The sequence below is a fragment of the Variovorax sp. 770b2 genome (genome assembly GCF_900115685.1).
Lineage (GTDB): Bacteria > Pseudomonadota > Gammaproteobacteria > Burkholderiales > Burkholderiaceae_C > Variovorax.
Genome location: NZ_FOXJ01000001.1, coordinates 242,827 through 264,294 on the forward strand (window position 1 = coordinate 242,827; position 21,468 = coordinate 264,294).

Sequence of the window (21,468 nt, forward strand, 5' to 3'; positions counted from 1 at the left end):
CGCCTGCCGGGGCGAGACCCGGCCTCGGGACAAAAACCACCTCAATAACGTTCATACATCCCCGAAGAAATCACGCAAGCCGAGCAACGGCACAATACCCAAGCCCCGTGCGCCCAGCGACCAAGGCCATCGCAACGGCCAGCGCCCCCCGCACCCCTCCCTTGGAGACCAAGACAAATGAAAGCAACCTGGAACGGCGTCACCGTCGCCGAAAGCGACGACACCGTGCTCGTCGAAGGCAACCACTACTTCCCGATGAGTTCGCTCAACCGCGATCACGTCACCTTCAGCAACCACAAGACCACCTGCCCCTGGAAGGGCACCGCGAGCTACTACTCGCTGCTGGTCAACGGCGAGCTCAACACCGACGCCGCGTGGTACTACGCCGACCCGAAGCCCGAAGCCGAGGAAATTCGCGACCGCGTCGCGTTCTGGAAGGATGTGAAGGTCAGCGCGTGACCACCGCCGCCTTCACGCCGCCCTTCATCGATCCTGCCGAACTGCCCGCCGCGCTGCGCGAACAGGGCTACGCGGTGCTGAGCCCGCAGGGCGTTGGCGACTGGCTGGGCGCACCGCTCTCGCAGCTGGAGGCACTGCACGCGGACTGGAACGACCTTCCGCCCGACGAGTATCTGAAGGACGGCGGCCGCTACCGCACGCGCCGCCATGCGTGTTTCACCGTCCAGGCCGATGACAACGCCACGCTGCAGCAGGTGCCGCATCGCGCGCACTGGCAGCCGGTCGAGTACAACGCGCTGCACGGCGGCATGCAGCGCTGGTTCGCGCCGATGCTTGCCGAGACCATCGTGCAGCCAGTGTGGCAGCGCCTGCTGCAGCACCTGGGTACCGCGGCGAGCGACATGCGCGGTGCGCCGCAAAAATGGTTCGTCGAGGCGCACCAGTTCCGCATCGACACCGCGGGCGGCATCGGCCGTCCGACCCCCGAAGGCGCGCACCGCGACGGCGTCGATCTCGTGGCCGTCGCATTGGTCGGCCGTCAAGGCATCAAGGGCGGCGAGACGCGCGTGTTCGAGGCCAACGGCCGGCGCGGCGAGCGCTTCACCATGACCGAACCGTGGACGCTGCTCGTGCTCGACGACGCACGCGTCATTCACGAATCCACGCCGATCCAGCCGCTCGAAGAGGGCGGCGCGGGCTGGCGCGATACGCTCGTGATCACCTGCCGATCGCAGGGTTTCCAAGGCGATTGAAGCGCTTTGGCGGCACTTGCGGGTGTCGCTGGCACGAGTCCTACAGCCACCCAACGGCGTAGCGGTTAAATTCGGGACCCGGTTCGACTTCGAGCCGTGTCTGTCTGCGAACGAAAGCGAGGTCCGCCATGTTCAATCACATCCTGGTTCCCATCGACGGTTCTGAAACTTCCATGCTCGCCGTCAGCAAGGCCAGTGGCCTCGCACTGGCTTTCGGAAGCCGCATCACGTTGATTCACGTGATCGACAACTACCCCTTCATCGGCGTGGGCGCGGACTACGCGCTCGGCCAGAACGAATACCTGGCCGCCGCCACCGCGAGCGCCAATGCGGCCCTCGCACGCGGCGTGGCCGCATTGGCCGCAGAGGGCCTGCACAGCGACCAGCGCGTGATCGACGGCCACGTGGTGCACGAAGGCATCGTCGACACGGCCATCGCCATCGCGGCCGACCTGATCGTGATGGGCTCGCACGGCCGCAGCGGCATCGAGAAACTGCTGCTGGGCAGCGTCACGCAGCGCGTGCTGCAGGACGCGACGATGCCGGTGCTCGTGGTCAAGGGCGGCTGAGCGAAAAGCCCGGCCTGCTTTCGAAGCGAAGGGCCTGCTGCGTCGCCGGATGTGCGAAGGCCAGCTCGCTCGCATGCAGCAGCAGGCGCGGCGCACGCGCCTGCAACGCGGCATCGCCATACAACGCATCGCCCAGGATCGGATGACCGATCGACAGCAGGTGCACGCGCAGCTGGTGCGTGCGGCCCGTCTCGGGCTCCAGCAGCACATGGGTCGCGCTGGAATCTCCTTGCACCGATGACGCCAGCGCGCGCCAGCGCGTGAGGCTGGGCTTGCCCGCCGGGTCGGTCTTCTGCAGCGGCCTGCGCGGCCAGTCGGCCATCAGCGGCGCATCGATGACCGACCAGTCTTCGCGCACGGGCATCGTGCCATCGACGATGGCTTCGTAGCGCTTGTGCACCTGCCGCTCGGCAAAGGCGGCGCTCAATGCGCGCTGCATGTCCAGGCTGCGCGCCATCGCCACGAGGCCGCTGGTGGCCATGTCCAGGCGGTGCACGATCAGCGCATCGGGCCATTGGCGCATCGCGCGTGCGCTCAGGCAGTCCTGCTTGTCGTCGCCGCGGCCGGGCACGCAGAGCAGGCCCGCGGGCTTCTCGAGCACCAGCAAATGGGCGTCTTCGTGGAGGGGGTGCAGCAGCGGCGCGGTCATGGAGGAAGCGAGTGTAGAGAGGGCGCGCAAGGCAGGGCCTTGCGCCTTGCTAACGGGCGGCTCATGGCGCCTCGGCTATCCTCGACGCACAATGTCCGGCCCCGCTCCCGCCTCCGCTTCCTCCCCCCAGCCCAGCTTTTCCGACCTGACGCGCGAGCGCCCGTTCATGCACATGTGGACGGCGCGGCTCTTCGGCACCGCCGCCTCGCAGATGCTGCTGGTGGCCATCGGCTGGCACATGTACGAGCTCACCAGCAGCGCCTGGGACCTGGGCCTCGTCGGGCTCTACCAGTTCGTTCCCGCGCTGCTGCTGGCGCTGCTGGCCGGGCACATCGTCGATCGCCACCACCGCGGCCGCATCGTGGCGGCGTGCTTCGCGGTGCAAGGGCTCGTGGGCCTCGTGCTGCTCCTGGCCGTGCTGGAAAAGCACGACACGCGCGGCCTGCTGCTCGGGCTCTCGCTGGTGCTCGGCGCAGTGCGCGCCTTCCAGATGCCGGCGCAGCAGGCGTTGACGCCCCTGCTGGTGCCGCCCTCGATGCTCGCGCGGGCCATGGCCTTCAGCTCGGCCGGCATGCAGGGCGCGATCATCGGCGGACCGGCCCTCGGCGGGCTCTTGTTCGTGGCGGGCATGTCGGTGGTGTACGGCGCGAGCGTGGCGTTCTTCGTCGTCGCCTGCGTGCTGGTGCTGCGGCTGCGCTATGCCTACACGCCGGCCGCGCGCGAGCCAGTCACGCTGGCCACGGTGTTCGCGGGCGTCGATTTCATCTGGAAGCGCAAGCCCGTGCTCGGCGCCGTGTCGCTCGACCTCTTCGCGGTGCTGCTGGGCGGCGCGGTGGCGCTGCTGCCGATCTATGCCAAGGACATCCTGCACACCGGCCCCTGGGGGCTCGGCCTCTTGCGCGGCGCGCCCGCCGTGGGGGCACTGGTGATGTCGATCGCGCTCACGCGGCGGCCGGTCGAGCGGAACGTGGGGCGCACGCTGCTCTTGGCCATCGGGCTCTTCGGCCTCTGCATGGTGGTGTTCGGCATCTCGAAGAGCTTCATCGTTTCGCTGATCGCGCTGGCTGTGTCGGGCGGGGCGGACATGGTCAACGTGGTGATCCGCCAGACGCTGGTGCAGCTGGAGACGCCCGATGCCATGCGCGGGCGGGTGAGCGCGGTCAATTCGATCTTCATCGGCGCGAGCAACCAGCTGGGCGAATTCGAATCGGGCGCCACGGCGGCGCTGCTCGGGCCCGTCGGGTCGGTGGTGGTGGGCGGCGTGGGGACGATGCTGGTGGCGCTGACGTGGTTCAAGCTGTTCCCGTCGCTGGCGCAGCGCGACCGCCTGGTGGTGGCGATGCCCGCGACCGTCGCGCCGGTCGCGCCCGTCAGGCCTGCGGGACCGGTCTAGAAAACCGAAAAGGCTTTCGGCGCGTCGAGCGTGAGGTCGTCCAGCGCCTCGGCCACGCAGGGCAGGATCCAGCCCTCGTCCTTTTCGTCGGCGCTCAGGCCGGGCCATTCGATGATGTGCCGCACATGGCCCGACACCAGCTGGCAGATGCAGGTGCGGCAGGTGCCGTTGCGGCAGGAGCTCGGCAGTTCGATGCCGGCCGCCTCGGCGGCCTTCAGGAGCGTGGTGCCCGGTTCGGTCTCGAAGCCGAGGCCCGAGGGCGCGAGGCGGACCTTCATTCCTGGGGGGGCTGTTGTTGCTGCTCGCGGCGCTGTTCGCGCAGCATGAAGAGATAGAGGCTCTCGACCTTCTCGCGCGCCCACGGCGTCTTGCGCAGGAACTTGAGGCTGGAGCCCACGCTCGGGTCGACCTGGAAACAGCGGATGGGAACGAGCTCGCCGAGGTGTTCCCAGCCGTACCAGTCGGCCAGCGAGGTGACGATGGCCTCCAGCGTGAGCCCGTGCAGCGGGTTGCGGGGCTGCGCGGGCTTGGCCGGAGCCGGGGGCGGCGGGGCCCCGGCCGGTGCCTCGTCGGTCACTTGTTCTTGAGCTTGCCGCGCGGGATCACCGCGGTGGTGATCGTGCGGACCGGCTCGATGCCGCCGGTGCCCACGGGCTTGGGCGGCGAGGTGTCCTTCTTCGGTTTCTTGGCTTCCTTGGTGCTGCGTTGCTGACTCTTTGCCATGACTTTTCTCCAGTTGATGCTACGGATGCAGCGGGCAGTTTAGCGGTGCGGCGACAATAGCCGGTTCCATCCGATTTCCTGCATTCATGTCCGATTACGAAGTTCGCCCCGCCACGATGCGCGACGCCAAGGCCGTCGCCGAAGTCCATGCCCTGGCCGCCAAGGCCGCCTACGAAGGCATCCTCCCCGAAGAAGAGCTGCGCACGCTGGCGCCGGCCACCCGCGAAGCCAAGTGGCGCGAAGCCATCGAATACAGCGAACCGCAGGTGCAGGTGGCCACGCTGGACGGCGAAATCGTCGGCTTCGTCGGCTACGACCGCTCGCGCGACCCCAAGACGCCGTCCACCACGGGCGAGATCTGGGCCATCTACGTCAAGCCCGAGCACTGGGGCAAGGGCGCGGGCGTGGCCCTCTGGGACGCCGCACGCGAAGGCCTCGAGGAAGAGGGCTGCACCACGGTCACCATCTGGGTGCCCATTCGCAACGACCGCGCCATGCGCTTTCATGAGCTCGCCGGCTTCAAGCGCGAGATGAAGACGGCCAAGACCACGCTGCTGGGCACCGTGCGCATCGAAGAGATCCGCCTCAAGCGCACCGTCGCCTGACCGCATGACGACGCCGATGGCGCCGGACGCCGGCCACAACAACCACGCGGCGCGGGTGCTCGCGCACCGGCGCCGCACGACCCTCGTGCAATGGATTCGCCGCACGCACGGCTGGTTCGGCCTCTGGGGCGCGGTGCTGGGGCTCCTGTTCGGCTTCAGCGGCATCTGGCTCAACCACCGCAACGTGCTCAAGCTGCCGCAGGCCCAGGAGCGCACGCGCGCCCAGCTGGCGCTGCCCGATCCGGTGCCCGCAACGCCCGAGGCGATGAGCCAGTGGCTGCAGGGCGCGCTGCGCATGAGCGGGCCGCCCAATTCGTCCCGCATCGAACCGGCCAGGCCGGTGGCCTGGGCCGACAAGAGCGACAAGACTGCGCCTGCGCTCACGCAGCCCGCGCACTGGGTGTTCAACTTCGGCGGGCCGAACGAGACCGTGCAGGCCGACTACTGGCAGGGCAATCGCTCGGTCGGCGTCGCCACCACGCACAACGGTTTCGTCGCCACGCTCACCAGCATGCACAAGGGCGGCGGCATGCCGCTCGCGTGGATCCTGCTGGTCGACACGCTGGCCGGCAGCCTGATCTTCCTGTCGCTCTCGGGCGTGGCGCTGTGGATGCTCACGCACCGCCGCCGCCGCGTCGGCCTCGCGCTGTTCGGCGCGTCGCTGGCCGCGGTGCTGGCCATCGCGCTCAGCGCGCTCTGACCGGCGCCACGGGGCTGCCGCATACGGTTATTGCCGGTGCCGGCAGCCGCTGCGGCTAAGCTCGCCGCTTCTTTTTCAGACTGACCTTTTCACATGGCCACCAGCCTGCTCCTGCTGCTCGACGACATCGCGACCGTTCTGGACGACGTGTCGATCCTCACCAAAGTCGCCGCCAAGAAAACGGCGGGCGTGCTCGGCGACGACCTGGCGCTCAACGCGCAGCAGGTGTCCGGCGTCAGGGCCGAGCGCGAGATCCCGGTGGTCTGGGCGGTCTGCAAGGGCTCGTTCATCAACAAGGCCATCCTGGTGCCCGCGGCGCTGGCCATCGGCACCTGGCTGCCCTGGCTGGTGACGCCGCTCCTGATGGTCGGCGGCGCCTTCCTCTGCTTCGAGGGCGCCGAAAAGCTCGCGCACAAGTTCCTGCACAAGAAGGAACACGAAGCCGACACCGAGCGCCACGAGAAGGCGGTGGCCGACGAAGCGGTCGACGTGGTGGCGATCGAGAAGGACAAGATCAAGGGCGCGGTGCGCACCGACTTCATCCTCTCGGCCGAAATCATCGCGATCACGCTCGGCACGGTGCAGGGCCAGCCGTTCACGACGCAGCTGAGCGTTTTGGTCGGCATCGCGCTGATCATGACCATCGGCGTGTACGGCCTGGTGGCCGGCATCGTGAAGCTGGACGACGCGGGCCTCTACCTGAGCCAGCGCACGAGCGCCGCCGCGCGGGCTCTGGGCCGCGGCATCCTGGCCACGGCGCCCTGGCTCATGAAGGCGCTGTCGGTCGCCGGCACCGCCGCCATGTTCCTCGTGGGCGGCGGCATCCTGGTGCACGGCGTGCCGGCATTCGGCCATGCCGTGGAAGACTGGGCCAAGGCGACGGGCGGCGTGTTCGGCACGCTCGGTTCGATGGGCGTGAACGCCGTCGTGGGTCTTGTCGCCGGCGCGATCGTGCTGGCGGTGGTGGAACTCGTCGGCAAGCTGCGCGGCAAGAAGGGCTGAGCCTGCTGCTCTGCAAGCACGCAGGGCTCTTCTCGCTGAAACCCGCCGCAAGGCGGGTTTTTTCTTCAAGGGCGCTGCTTGTTGCGCTGGAACAGGCCGACGCCGACCAGCGCCACCCCCAGCACCAGCGCGAACCAGCCGACCAGGTAGGCACCCGCCACCATCTCGAACCAGCGCGTGCCCTGCAGGAAGCGCGGCGCCAGGAGAACGATGGCGCCGATGACGAGGCAGAGGATGCCGCGTTCGAGCGTGCGGAGTTGTCGTTGGGGTTGTGCCATGGTTTTTGTTCGGGTGAGGGTGCGCGGGCGGTCAGTGCGTCATTGTCCCGCGCATCGCGGCGGGGTGCCCCTGCAACGGAAACGACTTGCCCGTCGGCACCAGCGTGTCCCCATCGACGCGCAGGATCGTGATGTCCTGGTCGATGAAGTTGCCCACGTAGAGGTACTTGCCGTCGGCGCTCCACACCGCGCCTTCGGGCAGGCCGCGCACCACCACCTCGTTGGCGCGCGTGACCTTCTTGCCGTCGATCTTCAGCAGCACCACCGAGCCGTTGCGGTTGTAGAAATAGGCGTTCTTCGCCGAGTTGCTGCCGCGCAGGATCACCGCCACCGCGTGCCGGCCGGTCGGGCTCACCGCGAGGCCTTCGGGGCCGTCGCCGACCACGACCTTGTCGATCACGCGCGGCGGCGCGGCTTCCATGTCGATCACGCTCACCGTGTCGACCTGCCCGTCCGATGCGCCCGAGTTGCCGTTGTCGGCCGTGAGCGCGAGCTTGCCGTCGGGCGTCACGTCCACGTTGTAGGGCCAGAGGCCCGCCGCGAGGTCGATCTTGTTGTAGCTGACCTTCTCGCCGTTCACTTCGAGCAGCGCGATCTTGTGGGTCGGGAACTTGGCGGCCAACGCCCGCTTGCCGTCGGGCGTGAAGCGCACGTGCGCCACCGAATCGTTCATGGCCACGGTGTCGATGAGCGTCACCTTCTTGCCCGCGATGCGCAGCACGCTCACCGAGTTGTCGGCGCGGTTGGCCACCAGCGCGAGCGTGCCCGCGCGGTTGATCGACATGCCCGAAGGCTGCTTGCCCACGGCGAGTGTGTCGATCAGCCTGGGCGGCGTGGTGGTCAGGTCGATCACGAAGAGGCGGTTGTCGGGCACCTGCTTCCTCACGCCGTTTTCCTCGACCACGTTCAGCGAGTTGGCGACCAGCGCGAGCGTTTCGCCGGGCGTGATCGCCAGGTTGGTCGGCGGGCCGGCGATGGTGTTGTCCAGCTGCAGCGTGCCGACGAGCCTGGGCGCGAGCGGGTCGGTGCCGATGTCCAGCACCTGCACCGTGTCGCGTCCCATGGGGGCGAGGATGACGGCGCCTGCGTCGCTCCACGACTGCTTCTCGTCGTTGGCCACGATCATCAGCTGGCGCTGCGGGACGGTGGGGGTGAGATTGGTGCAGCCCGAGAGCGCGGCCAGGGCGGCCAGCGCGGCCAGCGCAAGGGCGGCCAATGCGGCCGGGTGGAACTTCATGGTGCATGTCTCCGTTGTTGTGTGTCGTTGTCGCGCGGGCTCCCGGGCTTCCGGGGCCGGCAGCGCATGGTAGCGAGAATGCGGAAAACTGTTGCCCCTCTTCATGCCATGAACACCCTCACGCGACACACCGGTGCGCACGTTCGCGAAGCCGTCATCGGCGAGCTCGTCGCAGTGCAGGCGCTGTATGCGGAACTCAGGCCGGACGATCCGGTGCTGGCGCCGGAGGACGCAAGCAGGCTCTGGCGCGGGATCGTCGACAACCCTTATGCCTGCGTCGTCGTTGCTGAAGTCAGCGGGCAACTGGGCGCGACCTGCATGCTGGCGACGATTCCCAATCTCGCGAGCGGCGGCCGGCGCATCGGCATCGTCGAGCACGTCATCACCGCATCCGCCTTCCGCCGCCGCGGGTTTGCCCGCCAGGTGCTGCGGCATGCGCTGTCGCTGGCCTGGGCGCAGGGCTGCTGCAAGGTGCTGCTTCTGTCGGGCGTTGCGCGCGAGGAAGCGCACGGCCTGTACGAGTCCGTCGGGTTTCGCGGCGACGTGGAGCGTGGCTTCGTGGCAAAGCCGGCGCCCGTCACAATCGTTCGCCCCCACACCCCAGAGCAACCCGCATGACCATCGAGATATCCAAGGAAGCGCGCCAGCAGGCGATCGCCTCGATCGAGCGCTACTTCAACGAGAACATGGAAGAGAAGATCGGCAACATCGCGGCCGGCGCGCTGCTCGGCTTCTTCCTGGAGGAGGTCGGCCCCATCGTCTACAACAAGGCGGTGGCCGAGGTCCAGGAGCGCTTGCAGTCGCGCATCTCGGAAGTCGATCTCGAAGTGCATGAGGACGAATTCCAGTACTGGCGCAAGTTCGACAGGCAGAAGAAGGGCAAGTAGGCATGCAGCCTTACCGCAGCCTCGACCACGTGGTGATCCGGGTGGAGGCCGCCGAGCCTCTCTTCGCGCTGTTCAGCGAAGCTTTCGGGCTGCCCGTGTCCTGGCCTTTGCAGCACAGCGGCTTCGCGAGCTTCGGCTGGGTGAATGCAGGCAACACGAATCTCGAAATCTGGGCGGCGGCGAGCAATGGCGATCTGCCTATGGATGTGCCGCTGCCCCTTGTCCAGGGCCTTGCGCTCGATCCCGCGGATCTGCAAGACAGCATTTCGCAACTGGCACAGCGGGGCATCGCGTGCAAGGCGCCCAAGGCCTTTCGTACGCAGACGCAAGACGGTGTCTGGGTCAACAACTTCACCAACTCGGTGGTGCTCGACGTCTCCTCCGATGCGTGTTGCGTATTCTTCTGCGCGTGGGATGCAGAGGGAACGATCTATCCATGGAAAGAGAAGTTGAGTGCCGTTCAGCGCAAGGCCCGGGACGAGGCTGCGTTCGCCCGGTGCGCAGGCGGTGCGTTGGGTCTGGTTGGATTGGCTGAGGTGCGGTTGGCGGTGCCGGATGTCCGGGCGGCCACCGAGGCGTGGCGGGCATTGACGGATTCGGGCTCGGACGCCATCGCGCTGACATCCGACATTGCGCTGCACTTCGTGCCTGGGGCGCGTGATGTCGCGACTGTCGAAGCGCTGGTCTTCGGCGTCCGATCGATGTCCATGGCCAGGGCTTTTCTCTTCGAGCGGCAGTGGCTGGAAAGCGAGGTGCAGGGCGAGTTGCGGCTCTCCCCTTGCGTTTGCGAAGGACTCGATCTGCGCCTCGTCGAAGCCGCACCGTAGCGCGCACGCATCGCTCGCCATTCAAAGATGCTTCCAAACGTTGCAGAATCCCAAGCCATGCAACTCCACCGCCTGACCACCCGCTTTTCGCCTTCTTCGCTGCTGCGCACGCTGGTCTTCGTGCCGCTCGTGCTGGCCGCATCCCTCGCAGCCGCCCAGCAGGAGCCGCCCTCGGCATTCCCCCTGGACGCCGCCGGCTACCTGAACGAGGAACTGCCCCGCATGGAGGCCGCCATCGCTGCCAGGGACCGCAGCTTCTTCCACGGCGCGATGACCCGCACGGTGCAGTTCTCCGAGCGCTGGGGCTTCAAGGTGAAGGCCAATCCGGACCTCGCGGCCTACCCGATGTGCACCTCGGCGGTGATGGACTACGTGGTCGTCGGCATGTGCAGGCTCACACCCGGCGACGAGGTCTGCGAGCCCGGCCTCGCGCCACGTTTCGATGCCAATGTGCAGCGCTGCCGCGAGATGGCGGCGCGAAAATAGCCGTCCGATCCTTCAACGAAGAAGAAAGTCCTCGTCTTTCTGATGCAGGACGGAGACACCATGGACTACACCCGCTACCAGACCCTCGCCATCACGCGCCGCGGCGCCAACGGCACCGTGCTCGACATCCAGATGCGCGCGGCCAACGGCAAGCTGCCCACCGCCGGCCATGACGGCCATCGCGAACTCGCCGAGATCTGGCGCGACGTCTCGGCCGACGACAGCGTGCGCTGCGCGGTGCTGCGGGGCGAAGGGCTGGGCTTTTCGGGCGGCGGCGACCTCGCGCTGGTGCAGGACATGGCCACCGACGACGCCATCCGCCAGCGCGTGTGGAAAGAGGCGCGCGACCTCGTCTACAACCTCATCAATTGCGACAAGCCCATCGTGAGCGCGATGCACGGCCCCGCCGTGGGCGCGGGCCTGGTGGCCGGCTTGCTCGCCGACATTTCCATCGCCGCGAAGAGCGCGAAGATCGTCGACGGCCACACGCGCCTGGGCGTGGCGGCGGGCGACCATGCGGCGATCGTCTGGCCGCTGCTGTGCGGCATGGCCAAGGCCAAGTACCACCTGCTGCTGTGCGAGCCGGTGAGCGGCGAGGAGGCCGAGCGCATCGGCCTGGTGTCGCTCGCGGTGGACGAGGCCGACCTCTTGCCGCGCGCCTACGAAGTGGCCGACCGGCTCGCGGCCGGCAGCCAGAGCGCGATCCGCTTCACCAAGTACGCGCTCAACAACTGGCTGCGCCAGGCCGGGCCGACCTTCGACGCTTCGCTGGCGCTCGAATTCATGGGCTTCGCGGGCGCCGACGTGCGCGAGGGTGTGGCGTCGCTGCGCGAGCGGCGCGCGCCGAACTTCGGCTGAAGTCCGGCTTGCCGGATCAGGCCTTCTTCAGGCCCTGCAGCGTCTGCAGCAGCACGACGCGCGTCTGCCCGAGCACCATGCCCTTCCACTCGTCGTTGTCGCAATAGAACGCGTCGCGCAGTCCCTGGCGGATCTCGCGCTTCTGCGCATCCGGCGCCTCGGGGTGGCGGCGCAGCCAGGTGTCGGCGCGCAGGCGGGTCAGCACCTCGCCATCGGGCAGCGTGCCGAATTCCAGGCCCATGGGCGCGATGCTCGCGTTCGGGCATTCGTCGTACGCGATCGACACCACGGGCCCCGACACGTCGGCCGAAGCCGAGTCGCCGGCAAAGGGCGCGAACACGTCGGCGCCCCACCAGGCGTGCGCCTGCGCGAGGTCGGCGGGCGTGTTGCGGCCCGGGTAGATCTTCTCGCCGTGGCCATACGGGCCGAGGCCGGTGTGGATGTCGATCCAGCCGATGTGCGTGGCCGAGGCCGCGTACTTGCGCAGGACGGCGCGCATCGTGCCGTTGCTCCACGAAGGCGCGGTGCCGCCGTAGAACAAACCGTCGGGCGATACGTACTGGCCCTTGGTGACGGCCGCGCGGAAGGCGCGCATGCCGTGCTTCTCGACATAGGCGGCCACGGCGGCTTCATCGGCCGGCGTCGGCGGCCAGGTCGCGGTCAGCACCAGCGGCTCGACATCGGCGTACTCGGCGTTCACCGGCAGCGGCGCATTGAAATCGATGTGGTTTCGGTTCAGGTCGATGTTGTCTTCGTTCGTGCGGTGCAGGTGCGAAAAGCCGTGCGGGTTGACCGCATGCACCAGCAGCAGCGCCACGCCGGCCTGTTCGAGCCGCGTGAGCAGGTCGGTGTCGTTGAGTGTCGCGACCTGCGCGCCCGAACCGCAAAAGCCCTCGGGGCCGTGCGTGCCCGAGGTGACGAGCAAGACCTTCTTCGCGTCCTTCGCGCCGATCAGCGCCACGTCGGTGGCAAGTTCTTCGCCGAGGGCGCCCCGGTGCGCGGGATGCACGAACGATTCGATGGCCGCGCCGCGCTGGGCTGCGGCGTCGAGGAACTTGGCGCGGGCTTCGGCATACGTGCCCGAGAAGTGGCGCGTGGCGGCAGTGGGTTGTGCTTGCATCGATGGGCTCCTGTACGGAATCGTTGGGGAAGTTTTCTTCAGGCCGGCGCGTGGGCACCCGCGGCGTCGATGTCGCGGCCCGTGTGGTCGCGCAGCCAGATCAGGCCGAGCAGCGAAATCACCGTCATCGCGACCAGGTACCAGGCCGGCGCGAGCTTGCTGCCCGTGGCGTTGACCAGCCAGGTGCTGATGAAAGGCGCGAAGCCGCCGAACAGCGCCACGCCCACGCTGTAGACCAGCGACATGCCGCTCGCGCGCACGCGCTTGGGGAACATCTCCGGCAGCATCGTGATGCCCGGCACCGTCTGCACCACCAGGCCGATGCTCAGCACGCCGAGCACGGTGAACAGCACCGCGGGCGTGGGCGAGGCGTTGAGCCAGAGAAAGCCCGGGTAGATCAAGATCGCCATCACGACGCGGCTCCAGAAGATGAGCGTCTTGCGCCCCACGATGTCCGAGAGCTTGCCCACGAACGGCGCGAACCCGAAAGAGATCAGCCCCGTGAGCGCGGCGCCGAACAGCGCCACCGAGGGCGTGAGGCCCAACTCGCGCACGGCATACGTGGGCATGTAGAAGGTCACGACATACGCGGCCGTGGTGCCGCCCACGAGCGCCAGGATCGCGGCCAGCACCGTCTTGCCGTGCTGCGTGCAGACGATCTTCAGGCTGCTCTCGCGCGGCGCGGCGGCCTGCTCGGGCGAGATGTGCAACGACTCCTCCAGGTGGCGGCGGATGTACATGCCCACCGGCGCGATCAGCATGCCGATGACGAAGGGCACGCGCCAGCCCCAGCTCTGCATGGCCTCGGGCGTCAGCGAGAAGGTGAGCGCGCCCACCACGATGGCGCCGAGCATCACGCCCAGGCCCTGGCTGGCGAACTGCCAGCTCGCCATGTAGCCGCGGTTGGCGGGCGTGGCGTGCTCCACCAGCAGCGTGGTCGATGCGCCCACTTCGCCGCCGGCCGAGAAGCCCTGGATGAGCCGCGCCAGCACGATGACGATCGGCGCCGCGACGCCGATGGCCGCGTAGGTGGGCGTGAAGGCGATGAGCGCGCAGCCCAGTGCCATGAGGAAGATGGTGAGCGTCATGGCCTTCTTGCGGCCCGCGCGGTCGGCGTAGGCGCCGATCACGATGCCGCCCAGCGGCCGCATGATGAAGCCGACGCCGAAGCTCGCCACCGTCAGCAGCAGCTGGCCATACGAATTGAAGGTCGGAAAGAAGAGCTTGCCGATCACGAGCGCCAGGAACCCGTAGACCGTGAAGTCGAAGAACTCGAGCCCGTTGCCGATGGTGGTGGCGACGATGGTCTGGCGCCGGCGGGCGGACGAGGGCTGCGTGCGTGGGGTGCTCATGTCTGTCCAGGTGTGCTTGCGTGGGGGCTGGTTGGAAGTCGCTCGACCGCGGCGGATGCTAGAGACTCGATGCTGTCATGAAAAGACAATAATTGGGCGATAACGATAACTTTTGGTTGTCATCAGAAACGCCGATACAACGCCCACTAAAACGCCCGATGAAACCCAATCAGTTGCACGCCTTCGTGGCGGTGGTCGAGCAGATGAGCATCCGTGCCGCCGCGCGCGTGCTGGGGCTGTCGCAGCCGGCGGTGACCAAGATCGTGCGCGAGCTGGAGCGCGAGGTCGGCGCACCGCTGGTGGAGCGCAGCGTCAAGGGCGTGCGGCTCACCGAGTTCGGCAAGGCCTTCGCGCCGCGCGCCCGGCTGCTGCTGGCCGACATGCAGCGCGCCCGCGACGAGATCGCCCAGATCCGCGATGGCGCGACAGGCACGGTGTCGATGGCGGTGAGCGCGTCGTTCGCGCTCACCGTGCTGCCCGCGGCCTTCAAGGACTTCCACACGCGCCTGCCCGCGGTCGACGTTCAGTTCAGCGAGGCGGTGCTGCCATGGATGCTCGCGCGGCTGCGCGACGGGTTCCTGGATTTCGCGGTGGCCCACGTGGTGCCCGGCACGCTCGATGCGCAGTTCGAGGCGCTCGAGCTCTTCCCGGTGCAGTTGGTGGTGGGCATGCGCGAGCGCCATCCGCTGCGGGCGAGCCGTTCGCTGCTGGCGCTCTGCGAGGCCGAGTGGATCCTGCCGGGCGACGACTACCGCGGGCGCGATGCGGTCTCGCCGCTCTTCACGCCGCTGGGCCTGCCGCCGCCGGCCCGCATCATCCAGGGGCAGTCGGTCACGGTGGCGCTGGGGCTGGTCGGCCACATGGACCTGATCGGCCTGTTCGTCGAGCCGCTGGTCAAGCTGACGTTCAAGCGGCACGGCATCCGTCGGGTCGATGTCGTCGAATCGCTGCCGACGCTGAACGTGTGCGTGATCCGGCGCCGCGGCCAGTTGCCCACACCGGCGGCGCAGCATTTCATCGAGTGCATCCAACGCGCCTCGGCGGCTGCGATGGGCGGTTAATCGCCCGGAAAGCCGATGCCCGGCGCGCCCGTCTTCCAGGGCGCGTACTTGGGCATGGCGCGGGCGAACAGGTCCGACGCGGTCCATGCGGACAGCCAGGCATGCAGGCGAGGCCAGGGCTGGGCGTCGAACCAGGCGGCATCGACCATGGCGAACTGGCGCACGAAAGGCATCAAGGCTGCATCGGCCCATGTCGCGTGCGTGCCCGCAAGGTGCGGCGAGGCCGAGAGCCGGGCTTCGAGGTCGCGCAGGAACGCCGCGCCGCGCTCGCGCGCTGCGTGCTCTGCATCGTCGAAGCGACCGGGGTACTTGTAGCGGTCCAGCTGCGGCTTGAAGTCGCCATCGCACGCAGTCACCAGCGCGAGCAGGTCGTCGGCGGTGCCGGCGTCGGGCTGCAGCCAGCGCTGCGGATCGTTGCGCCGCAGGGCCCACAGCATGATGTCCAGGCTCTGCTCCAGCACCGCGCCGTCGGCCAGCACCAGCACGGGCACGGTGCCCTTGGGCGAGGCGGCCAGCATCTCGGCGGGCTTGTCGCGCAGCACGACTTCGCGCAGTTCGCAGCGGGTGTCGCTCGCGATCAACGCGAGCCGGGCGCGCATCGCATAGGGGCAGCGGCGGAACGAATAGAGAACGGGGAGGGTGGTGGCGGAAGGCATGCGAGCGGCCGATTTTCCGCCAGCGCGGCCGGCTCGCGCCCGGCCGGGTTTTTCAACACAATGGGCCGATGGGCGAACGCCTCTTCCTCCGGCTCGACGACGACCCGCTGCACGGGCCGGAATCGGGCGTGCCCGCCGGCACGCTGCGCGCAGTGCCGGTGAGCGCGGCGCTGCGCCCGCATGTCTCGCACATCCTGCTGTACCGCGAGACCTTCGCCGCAGGGCACGAGGTGCACGAGCGCGTGCTGCCCGATGGCGCGGTGCGCCTGGTCTTCAACCTCGGCGACGCGCCTTCCGCGGGCGAAGGCGCGGGGCAGCCCGTGGCGGCGATCGGCGCATCGGCCGCGCCGGTCGTGGTGCGCATGCGCGACAAGGTGGAGGGCATGTCCGTCACGCTGCGGCCCGGCGCGGCGGCTGCGCTGCTGGGCCTGCCGGCCGGCGAAATCACGGGCCAGGCCGTGCACCTGGACGCGCTCTGGCAAGGCGGCGCGGCCGCATTGCTCGAGCACCTGGCCGACGCGCCCGGCGATGTCGCGCGCGCTGCGCTGCTTCAGTCCGCACTGGAGCGTCGCTTGCTCGAAAGCCGGGGCACCGCGCACCACGCTGCGGTGCACGCGGCCCGCCTCATCGCCGGGTCGGGCGGCCGGCAACCCTTGCGCGATGTGGCGGCGGCCGTCGGTGTCGGCGAGCGGCGGCTGCAGCAGCTTTTTCACGCGCACGTCGGACTGTCGCCACGCGCCTGGGCGCGGCTCGCGCGGCTGCACGAGTGCCTCCGCGCGCTGCGGTTGCAACCTGCTCCGGCCTGGGCCGATGTCGCTGTCGAAAGCGGCTTCTACGACCAGTCGCATCTGGTCAACGAATTCCGCGCGCTCTGCGGCGTCACGCCGACCGAGTTCATGGGGCATGCGATTTCGGGTTCTTCCAAGACGCCCGGTTGAGGGCGCACTATCTTCGTCGGCGTTCAAACCAAGGAGCACCGGATGACGCAGAACGAGAACACGAGCCGCCCGCTGAAGGATTGCGTGGCGGTGGTCACGGGGGCCAGCCGCGGCGCGGGGCGCGGCATTGCGATGGAACTGGGCGCGGCCGGCGCCACGGTGTACGTCACCGGCCGCAGCACACGCGCGCAACCTGCAGGCACCTACGGCCAATTGCTGGCCTTGTCGGACATGGCGGCGGTGCCCGGCACCATCGACGACACCGCCGACGAAGTCACCCGCATGGGCGGACGCGGCATCGCCGTGCGCTGCGACCACACCCGCGAAGAAGACGTGAAGGCGCTCTTCGCGCAGGTGGCGCGCGAGGCGGGCCGCATCGACCTGCTCGTGAACAACGCGTGGGGCGGCCACGAGACCTTCAACGGCGTGTTCGATGCGCCCTTCTGGGAGCACCCGCTCGCCAACTGGGATTCGATGTTCGACCGCGGCGTGCGCAACCACCTCGTGGCCAGCCGCTCGGCCGCGCCGCCGATGGTGCGCGCCAGGCGCGGCCTGATCGTGACCACCACCTTCTGGGACCGCGGCCACTACATGAAGGGCAACCTCTTCTACGACCTGGCGAAGGCCTCGATGACGCGGCTGGCCTTCGGCATGGCGCAGGAGCTCAAGCCGCACGGCGTGGCCTCTGTCGCCGTGTCGCCGGGCTGGATGCGCACCGAGTTCGTGCTGGCCGGCCACAAGACCGACGAGGCGCACTGGCAGGAGCGGCCGGCGCTCGCGGGCACCGAATCGCCGCGCTACCTGGGCCGCGCGGTGGCGGCGCTGGCAGGTGACTCGAAGGTGCTGGAGAAAACCGGGGAGGTGCTGCGTGTGGCCGACCTGGCGAAGGAATACGGCTTCACCGACATCGACGGGCGGCAGGTCAAGGCGTTCGAGATGTAGCGGCGCGAGCGCCGGGATGGCTGGTTGCATCAAGTGCAACCTTGTTGCGATTGGTCCATATAATGCAATGCTGTTGCATCTATAGGCCACGCTCCATGACCCCACGGCTCCCCGTCACCGTCCTGTCCGGCTTCCTCGGCGCAGGCAAGACCACCTTGCTCAACCACATCCTGCACAACCGCGAAGGGCGCCGCGTGGCGGTCATCGTCAACGACATGAGCGAGGTCAACATCGACGCGGCGCTGGTGCGGGATGGCGGCGCCAAGCTCTCGCGCACCGAAGAGAAACTGGTCGAGATGAGCAACGGCTGCATCTGCTGCACGCTGCGCGAAGACCTGCTCGTCGAGGTGAACCGACTCGCGAAAGAGGGGCGCTTCGACCAGCTCGTGATCGAATCCACCGGCATCTCCGAGCCGCTTCCCGTGGCCGAGACTTTCACCTTCGCGGGCGAGGACGGCAAGAGCCTGGCCGACGTGGCGCGGCTGGACACCATGGTGACCGTGGTCGATGCCTTCAACTTCCTGCGCGACTACGGCTCGGCCGACAGCCTGGGCCAGCGCGGCCAGTCGCTCGGCGACGAGGACACGCGCACGGTGGTCGATCTCCTGATCGAGCAGATCGAGTTCTGCGACGTGCTGGTGGTCAACAAGACAGACCTCGTGACGCCGGAAGAACGCGAGCGGCTGATGGCGATCCTGCGGAGCCTGAACCCGCGCGCGCGCATCGAGGTGTCGCAGTTCGGGCGCGTCGCGCTCGACCGCGTGCTGGACACCGGCCTCTTCGACTTCGAGCAGGCCGAGCAGGCGCCTGGCTGGCTCGCCGAGCTGCGCGGCGAGCACGTGCCCGAGAGCGAGGAATACGGCATCCGCAGTTTCGTGTATCGCTCGCGCCTGCCATTCCATCCGAAGCGCTTCTGGGACCTGGTGCAGGGCGAGTGGGAGGGCGTGGTGCGCTCCAAGGGATTCTTCTGGCTCGCGAGCCGCGCCACGCGCGCGGGCTCGTGGTCGCAGGCCGGCGGCGCCTGCCGCTACGGCGCAGCGGGCTTCTGGTGGGCGGCCGTGCCGCGCGAGCACTGGCCGACCGAGCCGGAGGCGCTGGAGGTGATCCACAAGAACTGGGACCCGGCGACCGGCGATGCGCGGCAGGAACTGGTGCTGATCGGGATCGGCATGGACGAGGCCGCGCTGCGTGCACGGCTGGATGCGTGTCTGCTCACGGACGACGAGATGCGCTTTGGCGCCTCGTGGTGGCAGAACCTGCCCGATCCGTTCCCGTCCTGGAACGCCTGAACGCGCTCAGCGCGCGCAGTCGCCGCAGGTGCCGTGCAGGGTGAGCGCGGTATGGCGCGTATCGATGCCCTGCTTGCGCAGCGCCCTGCCCAGGCGCCCCATCACCTTGGGCAGTTCGGGGTCCGACGGCAGCGCCAGCACCTTGTGGCACTGGTCGCATTCGAAGATGTTGCCCGAGGCGGCTTCGACATGCCGCGCGAAGCGGTTGACGCGGTCGGCGCCCACGCGGCGGTCGCACAGGCCCGCTTCGACGAGGCGGTCGAGCACGCGGTAGATGGTCACCCGGTCGGGCGCCTCGCCGGTGGCGGTGGTGTAGGCCGCGGCCACTTCCTCGTGCGTGAGGGGCTGGGAGGTGTGCCTGAGCAGTTCCAGCACCGTCTGGGCGGCGCGTGTCACGCGCAGGCCGCTTTCGCGCAACAGGGTTTCGCTGTCGAAGGCAGCGGCGGCAAGCGGGGGCTTCGGGTGCGGGGTCGGGGTCTTCATGGGAAACGCCATTGTGTTGCATCCCCGGGCCCATTGTGCAAAGCAACGAAAAATCGCCGGTGATCCGCCCGGTTGCCATGCAAGATAATCGCCGGCATTCCAGATCACCGGGCGGCACGAACAGCATGGACACAGAGCGGGGCGGCGACGTACTCAGCCACGTGCTTGCGACGTACAGGTCCGAGCGGGCGGTCACGGCCCGCTTCGCGCTCTCCGCGCCGTGGGCGCTGCATTCGAGCGGTGTTGCCGGCCCGCTGATCCGCATGTGCACCGGCGCGCCGTACTGGATCGCGGTGGACGGCGCCCAGCCGGTGGCCGTCGCGCCGCACGACATCGCGATGCTGCCGCAGGGCAGCGCCCACACCGTGTCGTCCGCGCCGGGCCTCGAAGCCGAGCCCTTTCGCGATCTCATCTCCGCGCACTCGGTCGGCCGGCACGGCGACCATCCGATCGTTTTTTCGCACGGTGGCGGCGGCGCGGCGACCGCGTTGTTCTCGCTGCACCTGTGGATGCCCGCGGAAGGCCTCGGCTCCATCATGGCCAGCCTGCCGCCGCTGATCGTGCTGCGGCAGGCGCAGATTCCCACCACCGCGTCGCTCGCGCAGGCGATGGAGTCGCTGGTGAACGAAACCATCGCGCAGCGGCCGGGCTGGCAGTTGTCGGCGGCGCGCATGGCCGACCTGCTGCTGGTGCACATCCTCTGCGAGCACCTGTATGCCCAGCCCCAGGCCGATCAGGCGCAGCAGGCCGGCCAGTTGCGCGGGCTGGACGACGAGAGCATCGCCCGCGCGATGTCGCTGATGCACGAGCGTCCCGAGCACCCGTGGTCGGTGGCCACGCTGGCGCAGGCCAGTTATCTCTCGCGCACCATCTTCAGCGAGCGCTTCCGTGCGCTGGTCGGCGTGACGCCCATGCACTACCTGGGCTCCTACCGCATGACGCTGGCAGCCGAGAAGCTCAAGAACCGGCAGCTGAGCCTGCACCAGGTGGCCGAGGCGGTGGGCTATGCGTCGGAAAAGGCGTTCTCGCGCGCCTTCCAGCGCTGGACGGGCATGACGCCCAGTGCGTATTTGCGTCAGGCTGCGGCCGATAACCAAGACCGTTCACGCTGAGCTTGTCCAAGCGCTGCGCAAGGCTTCGACAAGCTCAGCCCGAACGGTTTGTGGCGATCCGCATGAATCGCCGCACCGGACGATCGGTGCCCAAATCCGGCGTGCCGGAGGTTGAGGCGGCGGCAGGCGCGTCGAACAATCGGCGCATGCCCATCCAACGCCACAGAGTCATTCCCGAAGTCCGCGATCCGGCGCTCGAAAACTCCCTCGTGAAGTCGATCGCGTCCGGCGACAACCAGCAGCGCGAAGCCACGGTGAAGAACACCGACGGCGAGCCGCTGCTGCAGTTCGAAGGCCGCAGCAACCCCTACCTGGAACACCAGCGCAACGACCTGCTGCTGAGCATCCAGCACATGCGCAGCGAGGGCCACGACGAGATGGTCTTCATGTGCATCACGCACTGCAAGGAGCTGACCTTCAAGGCCCTTCACTACGAGCTGGTCAACATGCAGGCGCGCGTGCGCGCCGACGACGTGGCCGGCGCGCTGCAGCTGGTGCCACGGGTGCGCGCGCTGCTCGAGTTCCTGGGAAAGACCTGGGACGTGCTCTCCACCATCACGCCGCACGAGTTCAACCAGTTCCGCAACACGCTGGGCGTCGCCTCGGGGCAGCAGTCGTACATGTACCGGCACGTGGAGTTCATCCTGGGCAACAAGTCGGTGCCGCTGGCGCGCGCGCATGCGAACAACCCCGACGTGTGGCCCTGCATGGAGCGCGCGCTCCATTCGCCGAGCCTCTACGACGATGTGCTCGCGCTGCTGCATCGCCGCGACATCGCGGTGCCGCCCGAGGCCCTGTCGCGCGACTGGTCGGCGCCCTACGTGGTGAACCCGGGCGTGGAGGCCGCGTGGCTCTGGGTGTACGGCGACCCGACGCCGGAGAACGATCTCTACCGCCTGGGCGAAGCGCTGATGGACATCGCCGACGTGTTCTCGCAGTACCGCTGGCGGCACTTCGTGTCGGTCGAACGCATCCTCGGCTTCAAGCCGGGCACGGGCGGCTCGGCCGGCGTGGGGTGGCTGCGCAGCGTGGTCGATCACCGGTTCTTTCCGGAGCTGTGGTCCGTGCGCACGCAACTCTGAGGCGCCCA

General features: G+C 68.5%; 28 protein-coding genes. 18 read left to right on the plus strand and 10 right to left on the minus strand.

What is annotated here, in order from left to right:
• Positions 1–177: 177 nt before the first annotated feature.
• From BM133_RS01005 to BM133_RS01015, 3 genes are all read left to right on the plus strand, one after another.
• Positions 178–459, plus strand: coding sequence for a DUF427 domain-containing protein (locus BM133_RS01005; RefSeq protein ID WP_093431023.1), 282 nt, complete (start codon positions 178–180; stop codon positions 457–459).
• Positions 456–1,211, plus strand: coding sequence for a 2OG-Fe dioxygenase family protein (locus BM133_RS01010; RefSeq protein ID WP_093431024.1), 756 nt, complete (start codon positions 456–458; stop codon positions 1,209–1,211). The genes BM133_RS01005 and BM133_RS01010 overlap by 4 nt, the downstream gene beginning before the upstream one ends.
• 128 nt (positions 1,212–1,339) lie before the next feature.
• The gene (locus tag BM133_RS01015) at positions 1,340–1,780 is read left to right on the plus strand and encodes a universal stress protein (protein WP_013542598.1); all 441 of its coding nucleotides are present in this window, start codon (positions 1,340–1,342) and stop codon (positions 1,778–1,780) included.
• Here the strand turns inward: BM133_RS01015 and BM133_RS01020 are convergent.
• Positions 1,767–2,429, minus strand: a complete 663-nt coding sequence (locus tag BM133_RS01020) for an RluA family pseudouridine synthase (protein ID WP_093431026.1) — start codon at positions 2,427–2,429, stop codon at positions 1,767–1,769. The genes BM133_RS01015 and BM133_RS01020 overlap by 14 nt on opposite strands.
• Positions 2,430–2,520: 91 nt before the next feature.
• Between BM133_RS01020 and BM133_RS01025 the strand changes: the two genes are divergently transcribed.
• The gene (locus tag BM133_RS01025; protein WP_256219028.1) at positions 2,521–3,822 is read left to right on the plus strand and encodes an MFS transporter; all 1,302 of its coding nucleotides are present in this window, start codon (positions 2,521–2,523) and stop codon (positions 3,820–3,822) included.
• On the opposite strand, the gene BM133_RS01030 is transcribed toward BM133_RS01025, so the two are convergent.
• Genes BM133_RS01030 through BM133_RS35065 form a run of 3 tightly spaced genes read right to left on the minus strand, consistent with a single transcriptional unit; the run spans position 3,819 to position 4,545 of the window.
• The gene (locus BM133_RS01030; protein WP_093431029.1) at positions 3,819–4,100 is read right to left on the minus strand and encodes a 2Fe-2S iron-sulfur cluster-binding protein; all 282 of its coding nucleotides are present in this window, start codon (positions 4,098–4,100) and stop codon (positions 3,819–3,821) included. The two genes, BM133_RS01025 and BM133_RS01030, sit on opposite strands and share 4 nt — an antisense overlap.
• Positions 4,097–4,399 (minus strand): VF530 family protein, encoded by a 303-nt coding sequence (locus tag BM133_RS01035; protein ID WP_093431030.1) that lies wholly within the window; start codon positions 4,397–4,399, stop codon positions 4,097–4,099. The genes BM133_RS01030 and BM133_RS01035 overlap by 4 nt, the downstream gene beginning before the upstream one ends.
• Positions 4,396–4,545: a hypothetical protein gene (locus BM133_RS35065; RefSeq protein ID WP_013542593.1), complete on the minus strand. Its 150-nt coding sequence runs from the start codon at positions 4,543–4,545 to the stop codon at positions 4,396–4,398. The genes BM133_RS01035 and BM133_RS35065 overlap by 4 nt, the downstream gene beginning before the upstream one ends.
• An 86-nt stretch (positions 4,546–4,631) precedes the next feature.
• On the opposite strand from BM133_RS35065, the gene BM133_RS01040 reads away from it, so the two are divergent.
• From BM133_RS01040 to BM133_RS01050, 3 genes are all read left to right on the plus strand, one after another.
• On the plus strand, positions 4,632–5,150 hold the full coding sequence (locus BM133_RS01040) for a GNAT family N-acetyltransferase (RefSeq protein ID WP_093431032.1): 519 nt from the start codon (positions 4,632–4,634) through the stop codon (positions 5,148–5,150).
• A gap of 16 nt (positions 5,151–5,166) precedes the next feature.
• On the plus strand, positions 5,167–5,850 hold the full coding sequence (locus tag BM133_RS01045; protein WP_371286326.1) for a PepSY-associated TM helix domain-containing protein: 684 nt from the start codon (positions 5,167–5,169) through the stop codon (positions 5,848–5,850).
• 93 nt (positions 5,851–5,943) lie between these two features.
• A complete protein-coding gene (locus BM133_RS01050) occupies positions 5,944–6,852 on the plus strand; it encodes a DUF808 domain-containing protein (RefSeq protein WP_093431035.1) in 909 nt (302 codons plus the stop codon).
• 65 nt (positions 6,853–6,917) lie between these two features.
• Here BM133_RS01050 and BM133_RS01055 read toward each other — a convergent pair whose 3' ends face one another.
• On the minus strand, positions 6,918–7,130 hold the full coding sequence (locus tag BM133_RS01055; protein ID WP_093431036.1) for a hypothetical protein: 213 nt from the start codon (positions 7,128–7,130) through the stop codon (positions 6,918–6,920).
• Positions 7,131–7,161: 31 nt separating this feature from the next.
• Positions 7,162–8,367 (minus strand): lactonase family protein, encoded by a 1,206-nt coding sequence (locus BM133_RS01060; protein ID WP_093431038.1) that lies wholly within the window; start codon positions 8,365–8,367, stop codon positions 7,162–7,164.
• A gap of 108 nt (positions 8,368–8,475) precedes the next feature.
• Here BM133_RS01060 and BM133_RS01065 point away from each other — a divergent pair, with 108 nt between their 5' ends.
• The 5 genes from BM133_RS01065 to BM133_RS01085 are packed head-to-tail and all read left to right on the plus strand — an operon-like array spanning position 8,476 to position 11,425.
• Entirely contained in the window at positions 8,476–8,985 is a 510-nt protein-coding gene (locus BM133_RS01065) for a GNAT family N-acetyltransferase (protein WP_093431039.1), read from the plus strand.
• A complete protein-coding gene (locus tag BM133_RS01070) occupies positions 8,982–9,254 on the plus strand; it encodes a DUF2164 domain-containing protein (protein WP_093431041.1) in 273 nt (90 codons plus the stop codon). Before BM133_RS01065 ends, BM133_RS01070 begins: the two co-directional genes overlap by 4 nt.
• 2 nt (positions 9,255–9,256) lie before the next feature.
• Positions 9,257–10,081, plus strand: a complete 825-nt coding sequence (locus BM133_RS01075) for a hypothetical protein (RefSeq protein WP_093431042.1) — start codon at positions 9,257–9,259, stop codon at positions 10,079–10,081.
• Positions 10,082–10,138: 57 nt separating this feature from the next.
• Positions 10,139–10,567 carry a hypothetical protein gene (locus BM133_RS01080; protein WP_093431044.1) on the plus strand — a complete coding sequence of 143 codons (429 nt, stop codon included), beginning with the start codon at positions 10,139–10,141 and terminating at the stop codon, positions 10,565–10,567.
• A 60-nt stretch (positions 10,568–10,627) separates the two neighbouring features.
• The gene (locus BM133_RS01085; protein WP_093434935.1) at positions 10,628–11,425 is read left to right on the plus strand and encodes an enoyl-CoA hydratase/isomerase family protein; all 798 of its coding nucleotides are present in this window, start codon (positions 10,628–10,630) and stop codon (positions 11,423–11,425) included.
• Between the two features lie 16 nt (positions 11,426–11,441).
• On the opposite strand, the gene BM133_RS01090 is transcribed toward BM133_RS01085, so the two are convergent.
• Positions 11,442–12,545 carry a M14 family metallopeptidase gene (locus tag BM133_RS01090; protein WP_093431045.1) on the minus strand — a complete coding sequence of 368 codons (1,104 nt, stop codon included), beginning with the start codon at positions 12,543–12,545 and terminating at the stop codon, positions 11,442–11,444.
• Between the two features lie 38 nt (positions 12,546–12,583).
• Entirely contained in the window at positions 12,584–13,897 is a 1,314-nt protein-coding gene (locus BM133_RS01095; RefSeq protein ID WP_093431047.1) for an MFS transporter, read from the minus strand.
• A 158-nt stretch (positions 13,898–14,055) separates the two neighbouring features.
• Here BM133_RS01095 and BM133_RS01100 point away from each other — a divergent pair, with 158 nt between their 5' ends.
• Positions 14,056–14,958 (plus strand): LysR substrate-binding domain-containing protein, encoded by a 903-nt coding sequence (locus BM133_RS01100; RefSeq protein WP_093431048.1) that lies wholly within the window; start codon positions 14,056–14,058, stop codon positions 14,956–14,958.
• Here BM133_RS01100 and BM133_RS01105 read toward each other — a convergent pair.
• On the minus strand, positions 14,955–15,614 hold the full coding sequence (locus tag BM133_RS01105) for a glutathione S-transferase (protein ID WP_093431050.1): 660 nt from the start codon (positions 15,612–15,614) through the stop codon (positions 14,955–14,957). The two genes, BM133_RS01100 and BM133_RS01105, sit on opposite strands and share 4 nt — an antisense overlap.
• Before the next feature lie 68 nt (positions 15,615–15,682).
• Between BM133_RS01105 and BM133_RS01110 the strand changes: the two genes are divergently transcribed.
• The 3 genes from BM133_RS01110 to zigA all read left to right on the plus strand — a co-directional run bounded on the left by BM133_RS01110 (position 15,683) and on the right by zigA (position 18,783).
• A complete protein-coding gene (locus tag BM133_RS01110; protein ID WP_093431051.1) occupies positions 15,683–16,552 on the plus strand; it encodes a helix-turn-helix transcriptional regulator in 870 nt (289 codons plus the stop codon).
• Positions 16,553–16,594: 42 nt separating this feature from the next.
• Positions 16,595–17,494 carry an SDR family NAD(P)-dependent oxidoreductase gene (locus tag BM133_RS01115; RefSeq protein ID WP_093431053.1) on the plus strand — a complete coding sequence of 300 codons (900 nt, stop codon included), beginning with the start codon at positions 16,595–16,597 and terminating at the stop codon, positions 17,492–17,494.
• A gap of 95 nt (positions 17,495–17,589) precedes the next feature.
• Complete coding sequence (gene zigA, locus BM133_RS01120) at positions 17,590–18,783, plus strand: zinc metallochaperone GTPase ZigA (protein ID WP_093431054.1); 1,194 nt, start codon at positions 17,590–17,592, stop codon at positions 18,781–18,783.
• Between the two features lie 6 nt (positions 18,784–18,789).
• On the opposite strand, the gene BM133_RS01125 is transcribed toward zigA, so the two are convergent.
• Positions 18,790–19,266 carry a Fur family transcriptional regulator gene (locus BM133_RS01125; protein ID WP_093434937.1) on the minus strand — a complete coding sequence of 159 codons (477 nt, stop codon included), beginning with the start codon at positions 19,264–19,266 and terminating at the stop codon, positions 18,790–18,792.
• Positions 19,267–19,391: 125 nt separating this feature from the next.
• Here BM133_RS01125 and BM133_RS01130 point away from each other — a divergent pair, with 125 nt between their 5' ends.
• Together BM133_RS01130 and BM133_RS01135 are read left to right on the plus strand one after the other, a co-directional pair.
• Positions 19,392–20,378: an AraC family transcriptional regulator gene (locus tag BM133_RS01130; RefSeq protein WP_093431056.1), complete on the plus strand. Its 987-nt coding sequence runs from the start codon at positions 19,392–19,394 to the stop codon at positions 20,376–20,378.
• Positions 20,379–20,524: 146 nt separating this feature from the next.
• Positions 20,525–21,460, plus strand: a complete 936-nt coding sequence (locus BM133_RS01135; RefSeq protein WP_093431057.1) for a tryptophan 2,3-dioxygenase — start codon at positions 20,525–20,527, stop codon at positions 21,458–21,460.
• The last annotated feature ends 8 nt before the right edge of the window (positions 21,461–21,468 follow it).